This is a genomic window from Pseudoduganella lurida, assembly GCF_007830455.1.
GTDB lineage: Bacteria > Pseudomonadota > Gammaproteobacteria > Burkholderiales > Burkholderiaceae_D > Rugamonas > Rugamonas lurida.
In genome coordinates, this window is sequence record NZ_VLLB01000001.1 from 1,355,211 (window position 1) to 1,371,574 (window position 16,364).

At 67.6% G+C, this 16,364-nt stretch carries 14 protein-coding genes; 6 read left to right on the top strand and 8 right to left on the bottom strand.

Translation table 11 applies throughout. The features are described 5' to 3' along the window. Positions 1-71: 71 nt before the first annotated feature. The 7 genes from IP91_RS05840 to hemC all read right to left on the bottom strand — a co-directional run bounded on the left by IP91_RS05840 (position 72) and on the right by hemC (position 8,585). Positions 72-1,190: a HupE/UreJ family protein gene (locus IP91_RS05840; protein ID WP_145647776.1), complete on the bottom strand. Its 1,119-nt coding sequence runs from the start codon at positions 1,188-1,190 to the stop codon at positions 72-74. A 44-nt stretch (positions 1,191-1,234) separates the two neighbouring features. After that, positions 1,235-3,319 carry a DUF3500 domain-containing protein gene (locus IP91_RS05845; protein WP_145647777.1) on the bottom strand — a complete coding sequence of 695 codons (2,085 nt, stop codon included), beginning with the start codon at positions 3,317-3,319 and terminating at the stop codon, positions 1,235-1,237. 179 nt (positions 3,320-3,498) lie between these two features. Beyond that, the gene (ppa, locus tag IP91_RS05850; protein ID WP_145647778.1) at positions 3,499-4,032 is read right to left on the bottom strand and encodes an inorganic diphosphatase; all 534 of its coding nucleotides are present in this window, start codon (positions 4,030-4,032) and stop codon (positions 3,499-3,501) included. A 420-nt stretch (positions 4,033-4,452) separates the two neighbouring features. Beyond that, a complete protein-coding gene (locus tag IP91_RS05855) occupies positions 4,453-5,649 on the bottom strand; it encodes a heme biosynthesis protein HemY (protein WP_145647779.1) in 1,197 nt (398 codons plus the stop codon). Further along, positions 5,649-6,821 carry a uroporphyrinogen-III C-methyltransferase gene (locus IP91_RS05860; protein ID WP_145647780.1) on the bottom strand — a complete coding sequence of 391 codons (1,173 nt, stop codon included), beginning with the start codon at positions 6,819-6,821 and terminating at the stop codon, positions 5,649-5,651. Before IP91_RS05860 ends, IP91_RS05855 begins: the two co-directional genes overlap by 1 nt. After that, a complete protein-coding gene (locus IP91_RS05865) occupies positions 6,818-7,594 on the bottom strand; it encodes a uroporphyrinogen-III synthase (RefSeq protein WP_145647781.1) in 777 nt (258 codons plus the stop codon). The genes IP91_RS05860 and IP91_RS05865 overlap by 4 nt, the downstream gene beginning before the upstream one ends. Before the next feature lie 28 nt (positions 7,595-7,622). Further along, complete coding sequence (gene hemC, locus IP91_RS05870; RefSeq protein ID WP_145648046.1) at positions 7,623-8,585, bottom strand: hydroxymethylbilane synthase; 963 nt, start codon at positions 8,583-8,585, stop codon at positions 7,623-7,625. 194 nt (positions 8,586-8,779) lie between these two features. On the opposite strand from hemC, the gene ppc reads away from it, so the two are divergent. From ppc to IP91_RS05895, 5 genes are all read left to right on the top strand, one after another. After that, positions 8,780-11,632 carry a phosphoenolpyruvate carboxylase gene (ppc, locus tag IP91_RS05875; protein WP_145647782.1) on the top strand — a complete coding sequence of 951 codons (2,853 nt, stop codon included), beginning with the start codon at positions 8,780-8,782 and terminating at the stop codon, positions 11,630-11,632. A gap of 184 nt (positions 11,633-11,816) precedes the next feature. Beyond that, a complete protein-coding gene (locus IP91_RS05880; protein WP_145647783.1) occupies positions 11,817-12,458 on the top strand; it encodes a GIN domain-containing protein in 642 nt (213 codons plus the stop codon). A 40-nt stretch (positions 12,459-12,498) separates the two neighbouring features. Next, positions 12,499-13,434, top strand: coding sequence for an SMP-30/gluconolactonase/LRE family protein (locus tag IP91_RS05885; RefSeq protein WP_145647784.1), 936 nt, complete (start codon positions 12,499-12,501; stop codon positions 13,432-13,434). Between the two features lie 105 nt (positions 13,435-13,539). Beyond that, on the top strand, positions 13,540-13,878 hold the full coding sequence (locus tag IP91_RS05890) for a zinc ribbon domain-containing protein YjdM (protein WP_145647785.1): 339 nt from the start codon (positions 13,540-13,542) through the stop codon (positions 13,876-13,878). Between the two features lie 27 nt (positions 13,879-13,905). Continuing rightward, positions 13,906-14,466, top strand: a complete 561-nt coding sequence (locus IP91_RS05895) for a sugar O-acetyltransferase (RefSeq protein ID WP_145647786.1) — start codon at positions 13,906-13,908, stop codon at positions 14,464-14,466. Positions 14,467-14,496: 30 nt separating this feature from the next. On the opposite strand, the gene IP91_RS05900 is transcribed toward IP91_RS05895, so the two are convergent. Further along, positions 14,497-15,198, bottom strand: coding sequence for a YjjG family noncanonical pyrimidine nucleotidase (locus IP91_RS05900; protein WP_145647787.1), 702 nt, complete (start codon positions 15,196-15,198; stop codon positions 14,497-14,499). 139 nt (positions 15,199-15,337) lie between these two features. Between IP91_RS05900 and IP91_RS05905 the strand changes: the two genes are divergently transcribed. Next, positions 15,338-16,333, top strand: a complete 996-nt coding sequence (locus IP91_RS05905; protein ID WP_145647788.1) for a hypothetical protein — start codon at positions 15,338-15,340, stop codon at positions 16,331-16,333. Positions 16,334-16,364: the final 31 nt, after the last annotated feature.

The window sequence follows — 16,364 nt, forward strand, 5'->3', positions numbered from 1 at the left end:
ACACCTCCAGTTTGATCCTGTTCTTGATGCAAGAATAGTGCCGGCCACGCAAACGGCACATGGCCCTTCCCCTACAGACGCTGGCCCATCCACAGCACAGCCATCGCACCGGCCGCCAGGGCGGCCATCCGGCGCAGCGCTTCCTGCCGGCGGGACCGGGCCAGCAGCACCAGCAGCGGCGCCGCGACCGCGACGATGACGGCCTGCACGGCCTCGATGCCCAGGTTGAAGGCCAGGACGCTGGCCACCAGCCGAGCCCCGGTGAGCTCCAGCTCGCGGAGCGTCGCCGCGAAGGCCAGCCCGTGCACCAGTCCGAACGCACACGCGACCAGGCCTTCCCGGCGCGGAAACAGCGGGCGCCAGGCATGCACGGCGGAGACCAGGATCGATGCCGCGATGGCGAATTCGACCGGCTGCTCCGGCACCTGCCCGGCGCCGACCGCGCCCAGCATGAGCGTCAGCGAATGGCCCAGCGTGAATGCGGTCACCACCTTCAGCAGATTGACGGCCAGGTGGCGCGCGCCGCCATAGCCCTGCCAGCGCCCGTTCCGGGCCAGCAGCGCGGCCGGCAGCAGGAGCGTCAGCAGGAACAGAAGGTGGTCGGTGCCTTCGGCGATGTGGGCCATGCCCAGCCTGAACAGGTCCAGGCTCCCGGCCCACCAGCGCGGATCGGCGCCCTTCACCGCCAGCGTGTGCCGGCCGAAGCGCAGCGTGCCGATCACGCGCGGCGCCACGCCGGGTCCGGCACGCCAGGCCACCACCGTGACATGGCTCTGCACCTGGTGGCCGATCGCATCGAAGCCCAGCGTGAAGCGGTCGGGCGAGGCACCGGGCGGCGGGCGCAGCATCACCGTCGCCACCACGTCGGCCGGGCGCTGCCACAGCATCCAGCGCACTGCCGTCACCTTCACCAGCCAGGCCCGCCCGTCCGGCGCCACCGGCCTGACGTGCGCGGCCAGGTAGGCGGCGATCTGCGCATCGTCGACCAGCACCCGGTTGGCGGGCAGCTCGACCAGCGCCCGCCCGAACGCGAGCTGCAGCTCGTCCAGCGGCAGCGTCACCTCTGCCTGCAGCGTCACCTCTGCCTGCAGCGTCACGTCGGCCTGCAGCGCGTTGCCCTGTGCCGTCAGCAGCACTTCCGACTGGGGCGACGGATGCGCACCAGCCGACGTCAGAGCGACCGCCAGCATCGGCGCAGCGAGCCACCGCAGCCACCCCGCCCGACCGTGGGCCATCAGAAGCTGCCGCCGTAGTCGGCCGTCTTGTCGCGCCAGATCGTGTGGTAGTGCACGTTGGTGCCGTACACCACGCCCTGCTGCACCACGAACTCGATCCACACGCGCGGCCCGTCGATGCGCAGGTACGAGCGCTGCGCTTCCAGCGGCGACGACAGCGAATTCGGGTAGGCGCTGAAGTCCGCCTTCACGCCGTTCTGGCCGACGCCGTAGCCCACGTAGGTATCGGCCAGCGCGTCGTCGGCCAGGTAGTCGCCCAGCAGCGCGGCCGCCACGTCGGCCTGCTGTGTATCGACCCAGGCCGCGATCGCTGCCCGCACATAGCCCTTCTGCGTGGCGTTCATTGCCGCATACTGCAGGCCACGGCCGCTGGTCGGGTACACCAGCGCACGGAAATTGGCGTCGCTGTTGCCGGAGGCGCCCATGATCACGTCGGTAAAGGTGCCGGCCAGCTTCGCCGCCGCCTTCGTCGTGGCCTCCGCGTAGATCGATTCCGCCAGGTTGTATACGGCCGCGCGCTGCCTCTCCATCGGGGCGTGCGCGGTACCGGCGCTGCCGGCCGGGCTGGTGACGGTGACCGTGCCGTCGGCCGCGACCGTCCAGTTGGGCGGCTCGACACCGATGAACGCCGGCGTGGCGCTGACCTTGCCGGTGTTGTAGGTGATGTTGTAGGCCAGGTGATGGCCCGCCACCTGCAGCATCCATGGCGACGTGGCCGACGGCGTGCCGACGAAAGCAATCGAATACAGGTCGCTGCCGTAGCCCAGTGCCGCCATGCCCCCGGTGCCGGTGGGCGGGGTGCCGCCGCCATCGGTGGGGATGGTTCCGGTGGGTGGCGTGCCGGTACCGTCCGCCGGTATCGCACCGGTGGGTGGCGCGCCGGTACCATCGGCAGGCGCCGTGCCGCCGCCGGGCATGCCGCTGCCGCCGGCGGTGCCCTGCGCCGTGGCCAGCACGGTGTCCGCGGCGCGCAGTTCGTTGAGCAGCGTGATGCCGGTGGCGCTCAGCGCCTTCGCGATCACGGCATTGGCGGCGGCCAGTTGCGCCGTGCTCAGCGTGGCGGCATTGAGGCGCAGGCCATGGCGGCTGCCCGGCAGGTTGGTCCACTGGTTGGCGTTCGCCAGCGCGTAGTCGAACAGCACCGTGGTGGCGGACGTGGCATCCGTCGCGACGGTCTTCTGCGCGGTCGACAGCGTGGCGAGGAACGCTTCCGCCGCACTGACGACGCCCGCCGTGTTGGCGCCCGCGCTGGTGACGTTCACGGTCAGCGGCACGGCCGCACTGGTGGCACTGCCTGCCGTATTCGTCACCACCACCTTGTAGGTGCCGGCACTGCTGGCGTTCGCCGTGGTGATGGCGTAGGTACGCTCGGTGGCCCCGGCAATGGCCACATCGTTGCGGTACCACTGGTAAGCCACGCTGACCCCGTTGACGACCACCGACAGCGTGACGCCGGTACCGGCATTGACCGTCTGCGCGGCCGGCTGGGTGGCGATCACCGGGGCCGTGACCTGCGACGACACCACGATCAGCGCGGCGACGCTGGTGGCAGAGCCGGCGGCATTGCTGACAACGACGGTATAGCTGCCGGCCGCGGACGCCGCGCAGGTCGCCTGCGTCGCGCCGTCGATCGCGCTGCCGTCGCGGTACCACTGGTACGCCAGATCGCTGCCGTCCGCGGCAACGGCCAGCACCTGGCTGGTGCCGGTCAGGATCGTGGCCGAGGATGGATCCGCCGTGATCACCGGCGCGCTGGTCAGCGAGATCACCGCGTTGTCGCTGGTGACGGACCCTTCGGTGCTCGTCACCACCACGTAGTAGGTGCCGGCGGCGGTGGCCGTGTAGGTGGCCGACGAGGCACCGGCGATCGCGCTGCCATCCAGGTACCACTGGTAGGCCAGGCCGGTGCCGCTGGCGATCACGGACAGCACGCCGTTCGAGCCGGCGATCACCATCGCCGATGCGGGTTGCGCAAGGATGACGGGCCCGCTGGCGCTGTCCGCGGAATCGGAGCTGCTGCCGCAGCCCCATAACAGCACTGCGAACGAAGTGGCGATGACGACCGCCCGGGTGGAGGATTGCATGGTTGTGCCCCGTGGTTGTTAGAGTACGCGGACTCTAGCCAAACCTGCCGTCCGGCGGTCGTTTCGCGCGGCGGTTTTGCGGGGTTTTACGCGGCTTTACAGCTGTGCAGGTGGAAGCTTACAGATGTAAAAAAGGCAGCCGGAGCTGCCTTTATTGCTGGTGCTGGTGCTGACGAGACTTACACGGCCGGCTTGTACGCGGCCACGCCGTCCAGGATTTCCTGGCGCGCCGATTCCGGGCCTTCCCAGCCGTCGACCTTCACCCACTTGCCCGGCTCCAGGTCCTTGTAGTGCTCGAAGAAGTGCTGGATCTGCTGCAGGCGCAGGTCCTGCAGGTCTTCCGGCTTCTGCCAGTGCTTGTAGATCGGCAGGACCTTGTCGATCGGCACCGCCAGCACCTTCGCATCGACGCCGGATTCGTCCGTCATCTTCAGCACGCCGATGGCGCGGCAGCGCACCACCACGCCGGGGAACAGCGGGAACGGCGTGATGACCAGCACGTCCACCGGGTCGCCGTCCTGGGACAGCGTGTTCGGCACATAGCCGTAGTTGCACGGGTAGTGCATCGCGGTGCCCATGAAGCGGTCGACGAAGATGGCGCCCGATTCCTTGTCCACTTCGTACTTGATCGGATCGGCATTCATCGGGATCTCGATGATGACGTTGAAATCGTTCGGCACATCCTTGCCGGCTGGGACGTTATTCAGGCTCATGGTTTTCCTCGTAAGTACGGCTTATCAATACAGCTTTATCAAAATGCTAAACCGCGCAATTATAGCGAAATGCTAGCTGGTGCGGCGCTGGGAGTGTGGGCAGCTCTGCCAGCGAGCTGACGTTGCCTGCGAAGTCCGGGACCGGCGTGCGGCCGGGGTCTGGCCCGCAGCGCCCGGGACCGGGGATGGCATTGTTGACTTTGCCGCGGGTCTGACCCCAGCCGTTTGCAGGCATTGCGTCAATGCCGGCAAAAGGCTGGGGTCAGACCCGCGATGCGGGCTACGACAAAGATCGATGTCCCCGGCGCCGTGGGTCGGACCCCGGCCGTCCAGCTGTCCCGGGCAAAGATCAACGATACGGGCGCTGTGGCTCAGGCCCTGGCTGCTGATGCATCCCGGGGCCCGGCCGTGCGTGGCTCGCTACAGGATCGTGGCCAGCGCGCACTGCCGGTAGTGGCTGGCGGCGGCTTCCGGCTGCTGCAGCGCTTCGTGCAGCTGGGCGAGCTTCAGGTGGGCGTCGCGCACCATGCGGGGGTCGGTCGCGTCGGACAGCGCCTGTTCCAGGTAGCGCTGCGCCTTGCCCCACAGCTTCTGCTTCAGGCACAGGGCGCCCAGCGTGAGCGCCAGCTCGGCATCGGCGGGACGCTCCAGCAGCCACGCTTCGCAGTGCTCGATCTGGGCCAGCAGCGCGGCCGAACCCGCCGGCGCTGCGGCCTCCCGGTAGGCACGCACCACGCGGTCATCCCAGTTGGCGCGCAGCGATTCCTCGGCCACCTGGCGCGCATCGTCGTGCAGGCCGCGGGCGTTCAGTGCCGTGGCGGCGCGGCAGGCCACATAGGGTTTCACTCGGTCGACGGTGGGGATCGTCGACCAGACGCGCTTGAGCGACTCGGCGTCATGCGTCTTGTCGGACAGCAGGTCTTCGTAGGCCAGCTCGCGCAGCCGGGCCGACAGGGCCGGATGCAGGGCGCGGTGCTTGTCCAGCGAGCGCACCAGGCGCAGCACTTCCGGCCAGTTCTTGGCCTGCTGCTCGGCCTTCAGCGACCATTGCAGCGCATGGATGTGGCGCGTGCCGCTGGCGTTCAGTTCGCGCACGGCGGCCAGTGCCGCTTCCGGCTGGTGGTCGTCGACCAGCAGTTCGGTGACCGTCATCAGGCGCGCGGTCTTCATGACGTTGTCGTCGGCAATCCGGGCCAGCCACTGGTCGCGGCGGGCGTGCTGGCGCATGCGGTGCGCGGCGCGGGCGCCGATCAGCGCGGCCACGCCGGCGTTTTCCGGCAGGTCCGCGGCACGCAACGCGGCTTTCTCGGCATGGCCGAAGCGGCCTTCGAACAGCGCCTTCAAGGCATCGCGCAGGCCCTTGTTGCCATCGCGTTCACGCTTGCGCTGGCGGTACTCGGCCACGCGCGCCGGCATGCGCATCGTGGCGCGCACGGCACGCACCACGGCATACAGCAGGACGAACAGCAGCACCTGCAGCACCACGAAGAAGTTCAGCGACAGGTCCATCCGGTACGGCGGATAGAACAGCGCCACGTTGCCGGGGTTGTAGCGGGCCGTCACGGCCACGCCGATGGCCGCGGCCATCAGTGCCAGTAACCAGAGGAAGACGCGCATCAGGGCTTCGCCTTGTAGTTGCGCACCGCGTTCAGGCTGTCGGCCAGCGTGGGCATCTCGATGGCGAGGTTGCTGCCCTGGACCTGGCGCAGCAGCGCCTGCACCGTTTGCGTCTGCCGCGCGCGCGTGTCGAAGTAGCGCAGCAGCGTTTCCTGCGCCGCCAGCAGGTCGGTACGGAAGGCGCCTTCGTTGCGCGACAACAGCGCCATGCGCGCATTCAGCAGGCGCAGCTTCAGGTTCTCGCGCAGGAAGTACGCGTGCTCCGGCGCCAGCATCATCGACTCGGGATTGTCCACGGTCCGCACGCGCACCAGCTGGCGCACGTCCGTCCACATCTCGCTGCTCCAGCCGTTCCAGGCGCCCTGCAGGCGGGTCACCCAGGTATCCTGCGGCACCACGGGTTCCATCTGCGGCGCCGGGCTGGCGGGCTTGCCGCCGCGCGCGCCCTTCTTCTGCAGCGGCGCGGCCGGTGCCGGCGTGGCATCGGCCAGCATCGGCAGCGTGTCGACCTGCGCGATCACGTTGTCGAGGCGGACGGCCAGACCCACCGAATCGACGCTCGGCAGTGCCTTGAGCTTTTCCGCATCGCGCGCGATGGCGCGGCGGATGGTGATGAACTGCGGCTTGTCGGAGCGGGACAGGCTGCGGTCGGCGTTCTGCAGCGCGATCAGCGCACCGGGCACATTGCCGGCCAGCTGCAGCTGCTGGCTGGCGGTGGACAGCACCTGTTCGATCTCGGCCAGCGCCCAGTCGTCGCGGTTGCGCGACATGTCGTTGTAGAGCTGCTCGAGGGCCAGCTGCTGCGACTGCGCTTCCTGCTGGCGGTTCTCCAGCACGCCCACCTTCACTTGCAGCTCGCGGGTGCCTTCCTGGACCGACTTGACGATCTGGTTGCTCTCCACGTTCACCGTATCGGCCTTCTGCAGCCGCTGCGCCATTTCCTCGCGCAGCTTGCGCATCTGCGTGTGCGTGTTGAACGCATGCCCGGCCAGCAGCACGGCCAGCAGCAGGGAAGCGATCGTGAGCGAGCGGTTCGTCAGGCCCGCATGCCGCAAAGCCGCCGGCTCGGGTGCGACGGGAATGGCCTGGGCTGCATGGGTTGTCCCCTGGGCTGCCCCCTGGGGGGCGCCCTGCGGTGCGGCCGGGTCGGGTAAGGTAGGCAGTTCGTTCATGGGCGTGATTGTAACGCGGCGAGCAGGCGCTCGTCGCCGGAACCGGTGAGCGTAATCCGGGTGAAACCCAGCGCGGCCGCCGTTTCGGCAATCCGGGCGTGCGGCACGATCAGATGTTGTTGTTGCATCTTTGCAACAACGTCATGTTCCGGACGCTGCATCCCTGCCAGCAGGCCGAGCAGGCCGCGCAGGGCTTCCGAGCTGGTGACGATCCAGTCGTTCTGCACGGTGAGCAAATCGGTGAGCCGGGCCGCCAGTTCAGGCGTGAGTGGCGGCACGCCGCGGCGGTAGGCAGCGACCGTGGTGACATGGGCGCCGGCCGCGCGCAGGCCATCGGCCATCAGCTCGCGGCCCGTTTCGCCGCGCACGATCAGCACCTCGCGGCCGTTCAGCGCGGCCAGGTCGAGCGTTTCCAGCAGGTGTTCGGAATCGCTGTGCGCCGTATCGGCCGGGCTGACGATGTGGACCTTGTCGTCCGTGATGCCATGCGCGGCCAGCGCCATGCGGCTGCCCTCGCCCAGCACGGCCAGCGTCACGCCGGGCGGCCAGGCATCGATGTGGGCGAATGCCGCATCGATCGCGTTCGGCGACACGAAGGCCACCAGCGCGAATTCATGCAGCCGGGCGAGCACGGCGCGCAGCGGCGCCGGGTCGGGCAAGGGGGTGATGTCCAGCAGCGGCAGCACGGCCACGGTGCGGCCCAGCGCCGCCACCCGTTCGGCCAGCGGCAGCGCCTGCGCGCGGGGACGGGTGATGACGACGGTGCCCGGCATCGCGCCGCTAGTCGACACTGAGGGCCACTCAGTCGTCCGCCCCGTCTGCCTCGGCCAGGCAGGACTGCAGGATCGCCACGGCATCCTGCTCGCGGAGCTTGTCCGACACCTGGTCGCCCAGCTGCGTGGCATCGGTGGCCGGGCCGTGCACTTCGGCGCTGGCGACCCGCTTGCCGTCCGGCGTGGCAACCATCGCGCGCAGGTGCATCGTGCCGTTCTCGATGGTGGCATGCGCGGCCAGCGGCACCTGGCAGCTGCCGCCGAACACCTTCGACACGCGGCGCTCGGCGGTGACGGCCTGCGACGTGACCACGTGGTTCAGCGGCGCCAGCAGCGCGATCATGTCCACGCCGTCCGTGCGTTCGGCGATCTCGATCGCCATGGCACCCTGCCCGGCGGCCGGCAGGCTGTCGTCCGGATCGAGCAGTGCGCGGATGCGCTGCGGCAGGCCCAGGCGCTTCAGGCCCGCGGCGGCCAGGATGATGGCCGCGTAATCGCCCCGATCGAGCTTGCCGAGACGCGTGTCGAGGTTGCCGCGCAGAGGCTTGATCACCAGGTGCGGGTAGCGTGCGGCGATCAGGGACTGGCGGCGCAGGCTGCTGGTGCCGACGATGGCGCCGGCCGGCAGGTCGGCCAGCGACGCGTAATCGTTGGAGACGAAGGCATCGCGCGGATCTTCCCGTTCCAGCACCGCGGCCAGCGCGAAGCCGTCCGGCAGCTCCATCGGCACGTCCTTCAGCGAGTGCACGGCCAGGTCGGCGCGGCCTTCGGCCATCGCCACCTCCAGCTCCTTCACGAACAGGCCCTTGCCACCCACCTTCGACAGCGTGCGGTCGAGGATCTGGTCGCCGCGCGTCGTCATGCCGAGAATTTCAACGCTGCACTGCGGATATAATTGTGACAAGCGATCGCGCACGTGCTCGGCCTGCCAGAGGGCGAGCCGGCTCTCGCGCGAGGCGATCACCAGTCGGGACGGGATGTTCACTTCCACTGTATTCGAAGCCGTAGTATTCAACTGTTGTCTTTCACTGTTCTACTGATGTTTTCGCTGTCGCCGCTACGTATCCGTGCCGGCCAGTTACCGGAGCAGGCTCGAACCATAAATTCTAGCATGCGCCATTCACGCAGCATGGGACCACCCCGCCCTGCACCGCCTTTGGTTTTTTCATTTTGCTCCGTTCAATCATGATCAATTCAGTCAATGCAACTGCAACCGAAGAACAGCCCGGCGAAGACAAGGACGCGCCGCTGAAGGAAGATATCCGCCTGCTGGGCCGCCTGCTCGGCGACGTGCTGCGCGAACAGGAAGGCGAAGAAGTGTTTGCCGTGGTGGAGACCATCCGCCAGACCGCCGTGCGCTTCCGGCGCGAGGCCGATGCCGGTGCGGCGAAGGAGCTCGACGGCATGCTCAAGATCCTCACGCGCGAGCAGACGATCACGGTGGTGCGCGCGTTCTCCTACTTCTCGCACCTGGCCAATATCGCCGAGGACCAGCACCACATCCGCCGCCGCCGCGCGCACCTGCTGCGCGGCTCGAAGCCGCAGCGCGGCACCATCCTCGATGCGCTGGCCAAGCTGAAGGACGCCGGCGTGGACAAGTCCACCGTCGAAACGTTCTTCGGCGAAGCGCTGATCGCGCCGGTGCTGACGGCCCACCCGACCGAGGTGCAGCGCAAGTCCACGCTCGATGCCGAGCACGCGATCGCCCGCCTGCTGGCCGAGCGGGAGCAGCCGCTCACGCCGAAGGAAGCGGCGGCCAACCTGCACATGCTGCGCGTGAAGATCGCCACGCTGTGGCAGACCCGCATGCTGCGCTATACGAAGCTGACGGTGGCCGACGAGATCGAGAACGCCCTGTCCTATTACCGCATCACCTTCCTGCGCGAAGTGCCGGCCCTGTACGACGACGTGGAAGAAGACATCGCGCGCCAGTACGAAGGCGAGGATGCGGCACCGGTGCACATCGACCGCGCCTACCTGCAGATGGGCAGCTGGATCGGCGGCGACCGCGACGGCAACCCGAACGTGAACGCGGACACGATGCAGCACGCGCTGGCCCGCCACGCCACGACCATCCTCGATTTCTACCTCGATGAAGCCCATGCGCTGGGCGCCGACCTGTCCGTCTCCACGCTGATGGTGCCGTGCACGCCCGCGCTGAAGGCGCTGGCCGATGCGTCGCCGGACCAGTCCGACCACCGCGCGGACGAGCCGTACCGCCGCGCGCTGATCGGCATCTACGCGCGCCTGGCCAGCACGGCCCGGGCGCTGGGCGCCGCCAACATCCTGCGCAAGGAAGTCGGTCATGCCGAGCCATACCCGGATGCCGCCGCGTTCTCGCAGGACCTGCAGGTGCTGGTCGACTCGCTGGAAGCCAACCACGGCGGCCTGCTGGCCCGCCCGCGCCTGACGACCCTGAAACGCGCCGCCGAGGTGTTCGGCTTCCACCTGGCCTCGCTGGACATGCGCCAGAGTTCGGACGTGCACGAACGCGTGCTGGCCGAGCTGTTCGCCCGCGCCGGTGCGCATGCCGACTACCCGTCGCTGGACGAGGACGCGAAGGTCAAGCTGCTGCTGGAAGAGCTGGCGCAACCGCGCCTGCTGTACTCGCCGTACATCGAGTATTCGGACGAGACGCAGTCCGAGCTGGGCGTGTTCCGCGCCGCCCGCGAAATCCGTCACCGCTACGGCGAGCGGGCCATCCGCAACTACATCATCTCGCACACCGAAACCGTGTCCGACCTGCTGGAAGTGCTCGTGCTGCAGCAGGAAACCGGGCTGCTGCGCCGTGACGGCGAAGGCAATGCCACGGCGGACCTGATGGTGATCCCGCTGTTCGAGACCATTCCCGACCTGCAGCGCGCCGCCGGCATCATGCAGGAGGTGATGGCGCTGCCGCTGGTGAAGGGGCTGATCGAACAGCGCGGCCAGATCCAGGAAGTGATGCTGGGATATTCGGATTCGAACAAGGATGGCGGCTTCCTCACGTCCACGTGGGAGCTGTACAAGGCCGAGATCGCGCTGGTCGAGGTCTTTGCGAAAGCGGGCGTGAAGATGCGCCTGTTCCATGGCCGCGGCGGCACGGTGGGCCGTGGCGGCGGCCCGAGCTACGAAGCCATCCTGGCGCAGCCCAAAGGCACCGTGAACGGCCAGATCCGCCTGACGGAACAGGGCGAGATCATCGCCTCGAAATTCTCGAACGCGGAGATCGGCCGCCGCAACCTGGAGCTGCTGGTCGCGGCCACGCTGGAAGCGAGCCTGGCGCCGCCGCTGTCGAACCCCGAGCAGAAGCAGCAGCTGGACGGCTTCGAAACGGTGATGGCCGAGCTGTCGGACCGGGCCTATAAAGCCTACCGCAACCTGGTGTACGAAACGCCCGGCTTCACGGACTACTTCTTTGCCGCCACGCCGATCGCCGAGATCGCCGAGCTGAACATCGGTTCGCGCCCCGCCTCGCGCAAGTCGACGAAGCGCATCGAGGACCTGCGCGCGATTCCCTGGGGCTTCTCGTGGGGCCAGTGCCGCCTGCTGCTGCCGGGCTGGTACGGCTTCGGCAGCGCCATCAACGGCTGGCTGGCCGATGGCGACCGCGAAGGGGGAAGAGAAGCGCGCCTGGCGCAGCTGCAGGCGATGTCGGCCCACTGGCCGTTCTTCGCCACGCTGCTGTCCAATATGGACATGGTGCTGGCCAAGACCGATCTCGCCATCGCCTCGCGGTACGCGGAACTGGTGGCGGACAAGGAGCTGCGCGAACGTATCTTCAAGCGCATCGGCGACGAATACCGCCAGACGCTGGAATGCCTGGAAGCGGTCACCGGCGCCACCGAACGGCTGGCCGGCAATCCGCTGCTGGCCCGGTCGATCCAGAACCGCTTCGCCTACCTCGATCCGCTGAACCACCTGCAGGTGGAGCTGATCAAGCGGCGCCGCGCGCTGGCCGCCGAGCCGGATGGCGAAAGCCGGGCCGATCCGCGCGTGCACCGGGGCATCCACCTGTCGATCAACGGCGTGGCCGCCGGCCTGCGCAATACGGGGTAGAGGCTTCGTCGCTGCCTGTATCGATGGCGTGACGGGCGGGCCTGCGGGCCCGCTTTTTTTATGCGGCCGCCGTTTCATCTGCATTTCGGCGCCGTAAAATCGCATTTCGTCGCACGTGGGGTGGCTCATGCCGCGCGGCGTTCTAGAATCGCATCACCGTACAACATCACAAAAAGGTTCCGTCATGCGCCGTCTCGCCTTTCCGTTTCCGTTGCTGTTTCTCGCCATGCCCTTCTTCCTCACGCCGCTGGCCCATGGCGCCGAAAGCGCCCGCCAGTTGTCCGCATTCCGCGCCATCGCCATCCGTGGGCCCGTCAACATCGAGGTCCATGCCGGCCAGGCCCAGTCGGTCAAGGTGATCGGCCGGCCCGACTTCATCGCCAAGGTGCTCACGAGCGTGCAGGCCGAGGAGCTGAAGATCGACTTCGATGGCAAGACGAATGTCTCCGTGAAGGACGGCGACCGCATCGTGATCACCGTGCCCACGCTGGTCAAATGCATCGTCGAAGGCGCCGGCCAGGTGGTCATCGACAATGTCAAGGAAGAGCGGCTGGACCTGCAGTTCCAGGGCGCCGGCCGCCTGGAGGCGAAGGGCACGGCGAAGTGGCTGCGGATGAAGGCGCAGGGCGTGGGCGAAGTGACGACGCAGCACCTGAAAACGGAACGGGCCGACATCAACTTCGAAGGCATCGGCGACGTGAAGGTGCACGCCAGCCAGACGCTGAATGCCGTGGTGCGCGGCATGGGCTCGCTCACCTACTTCGGCCGGCCGAAAACGCTGAACAAATCCGTGCAGGGCATCGGCGATGTGAAGGCCGGGGATTGATCCCGGCTACAATCTCCGGACACAACAACGGAAGACACCAATGACATTGACGACACTGGCGCGCAGCGCGGCGCTCGGCCTGGCCCTGGCGGCGCTGCATGCGGCAGCCACCGGCGCGGCCTGCGGCAAGGCGCCATCGGGCAAGCTGGCCGCGCAACGCGTGGCGGCCGTGGAGCCGACCCGCACCGGCCCGCAATTGTACGAAGGCGCCGTGTGGCTCGACGGCGCGCTGTACTTCTCCGACTTCGGCCATGAAGGCGACTTCCCGTCGCGCATCCGCAAGCTGGCCGCCGACGGCACCGTCAGCACCGTCATCGAGGACAGCGGCAGCAACGGCCTGGCCATCGACCAGCAGGGCCGCCTGCTGGCTGCCACGCACAAGTGGAAATCGCTGTCGCGCTATACGCTGCCGGGCGGCGAACGCAGCACCGTCGCCGCCCGCTACAACAGCGCGGTCTTCAACTCGCCGAACGATATCGCCGTCGCGAAGGACGGCACGATCTACTTCACCGATCCGGACTACCAGCTGGCCGCGGCGCCCGGCGGCCAACCCGTCACCGGCATCTACCGCGTGGGCACGGATGGCAAGGTGACGCTGGTGGACGGTTCGCGGCGCAACCCGAACGGCATCGCCCTGTCGGCCGCCGGCGACCTGCTGTACGTGAATGCCAGCGATGGCGAAGTGCGCACGTATGCCATCCGCAGTGGTGTGCCCGGCACGGGCCGCCCCTTCATCAAGGGCATCGAAGGCGGCGACGGCATGACGCTGGACTGCCACGGCAACCTGTACGTGACGGAACACGGTGCGCAGCGCATCCGCGTGTTCTCGCCGAAGGGGGCCGAGCTGGCGACGATCGCCGTCGATGCCAAGGTCACCAACGCGGCGTTCGGCGGCGCCGATGGCCGCACCTTGTACATCACGGGCGACCGGGCGATCTGGTCGCTGCCGCTGGATGTGACGGGCATGCCGTATTGATCTTCCGGTCGGGTGCGCATCCGGCCAGCATCCGAGTGGCATCCGGGGCCATGTCCCGGGTGTCCACATTCATCTTGTATACTCGCGCCTTTTGCCGAGATCACGATGAGCACCCTGCCTCCCTGCCCCCAATGCGGTTCCGAATTCACCTACGAGGACGGCACCAGCCACGTCTGCCCCGAGTGCGCGCATGAGTGGGTGCCCGGCGCCGAAGCGCAAGGCGAAGTCGCGCGTGTCTATCGCGATGCAGTGGGCACGCTGCTGCAGGATGGCGACACCGTCACGGTCATCAAGGACCTGAAGCCGAAGGGTTCCGGCGGCGTGATCAAGCAGGGCACGAAGGTGAAGAACATCCGCCTGGTCGACAGCGACCACGATATCGACTGCAAGATCGACGGCTTCGGCGCGATGAGCCTGAAGACGGAATTCGTGCGCAAGGTCTAACAACGCATTGACTGAAAGGACGTCCGCATGGCCCTGACCGAAAAACAGAAGATGCTGGCCGGCGAGTTCTACACGGCCGCCGATCCGGAGATCCAGGCCGACCAGGCCGCCGCGCGCGACTGGATGGAGCGCTACAACGGCACGCGCGGCCACGGCCCCGCCGACCTGCAGGCGCTGCTGCGTGAAGGCTTCGGCGCGGTCGGCGAAGGCGCCGTGGTGCGCCCGCCCTTCCACTGCGACTACGGCTACAACATCCGCATCGGCAATGGCGTCTTCCTGAACTTCAATTGCGTGATCCTGGACGTCGTGGGGGTCGAGATCGGCGACATGACGCAGATCGGCCCCGGCGTGCAGATCCTCACGGCCGACCATCCGCGCGATCCCGCCTTGCGCGCGCAGGGACTGGAGTTCGGGCGCCCGATCCGCATCGGCAAAAACGTGTGGATCGGCGCTGGCGCCCTGATCATGCCCGGCGTGACCATCGGCGACGATGCACTGATCGGTGCCGGCAGCGTGGTGACGCGCGACGTGCCGGCCGGCGTGACGGTGATGGGCAATCCGGCGCGGCCGCGCGCGGCGTCGGCATAACCGGCCACGCTCCTGTCCTCGTCGATGCGATCATTCGAGGGCGAGTGTCCTTAACACTGGCACGATCTCGTGCAGGCTCGCGACCTCGAACGTCGGCACTGCGCCGGAGTCGTTCGTGAGCCGCCCGGGGTTGAACCAGCAGCTGTCGATGCCGTAACGGTTGGCACCAAGGATGTCGGCATCGAGCCGGTCGCCGATCACGATGGCCTCGTGCTTCGCGAAACGGCGCGCCATGCCGGCTGCGTAATCGAAGAAGCGCGAGTCCGGCTTGGCATGGCCGCACACTTCCGATGTCGACACGAACGACACGTAGGCACCAAGTCCGGAACTGGCAATGCGGCGCTGCTGGATATGGTCGATACCGTTCGTGACAATGCCCACCTCGCCGATGGCAGCGAGCGTCTCGCACAGCTGCACGGCACCATCGACCAGCACCACCGACTCGGCCAGCGATTCCAGGTACAGGCCACTGGCCGCGGCAGGATCAGCGTCGAAGCCGTGGTCCGCGAACGTGTGCCGGAAGCGCTCCACTTTCAGGAACTCCTTCGACACCTCGCCGCGCTCGAAGCGCCGCCACAGCGCCAGGTTGACCGGCTGGTAGTGGGCGAACAGCGCACCGGCATCGGCCGTCACGCCCAGCGTCGCCATCGTGCGGGCAAACGAGAGCTGTTCGGAGGCGCGGAAATCGAGCAGGGTATCGTCGAGGTCGAACAGGAAAAGCGTGTGCTTCATGTGGCTCGTGAGGGATGGATGAGACCGGAGCTTAGCATCCGGCTGGCCGATCGACACGTTGTGACAATGTGCGCAATTTTGCGGGCCTGGCCTGCTGTATAGTGAAAATTGGAAACATTTATTCACACAGCTCAATCTCATGACTTCGCCTGCCGCCCGTCTCGCCTCCCTGGCCGCCTGTTTGATCATCCCATGCACCTTCGGCAGCCCGGCTGCGGCGCAGACCACCGTCCCTTTCGAATTTCCCGATGTAGCATCCGGAACCTGCACTTTTGCCGCCGCCAATCTGCCCAAGGACACGATCGTTGTCGCGGCTGGCAGCTACCGGGGCCGGGAGCTGCCGTTCGCGATCGACCAGAGCGGCCACCAGGCAACCACGATCAGCGTTGCGGTGCATGCGGACCAGCCCGTCGCACTGCTGCTGGGGGCCTATGAACCGACCGTCTGGGCCATTGGCTGGAGCAAGGGTACCCGCGTGGTGGCCGTCTTTGCCAGCGGCTACCATCGGCAAGCCGTGGCGGGTCTGCCGAAAGGCACGCCAGTGATCACCAGCAGCTATCAGGAAAAGGGCCCTTGCGGACATCGCTACATCAGCGGCGGCGGTCACGCCGAATGGGTCAATCCGGCGGCGCGCGAGATCTTCGGGGCGCCGGCAATCCGCCTGTATGACAAGGCCACCAATGGAGCGATCGAGATCGTGGAATCAACCCGGCCACGAACGGGTTATGTCACGTCAGCGGATACGCCCGTCGAATCGTTCCACGACCGGAAAGCCCCGCTGGCCGGGACCCCGGGCCTGCAGGAGGCCGTCCGCCGCGGCATTCTCCGGCCACTCACTGCCGCAGACATCGAACAGGTGCGCGAACACTACCGCCGCCTGGCGGCAGCCGATCCGAAACGCGATGTGCCGCCACTCGCAAACGGCTCGATGCCGGTCGCGATCCCCGAGCTGTCGCTGCGTCGTGGCTTCGTGGTGCTGAAGCCGTTCGAATTCCCCGCGGGCCTGTATGGCGCGCATCTGGCTTACTTTCTGGTGCCGCCGGGCGTTCCGGCTCCGACCGGTACACCGGGGCACAGCATGATCGTGGACCTGAACAAGCCGGTGCCATGCAGTGGTCCGATGTGCAGGCAGTAACGGCAAGCCCGGTCAATAAAAAAGGGAAGCC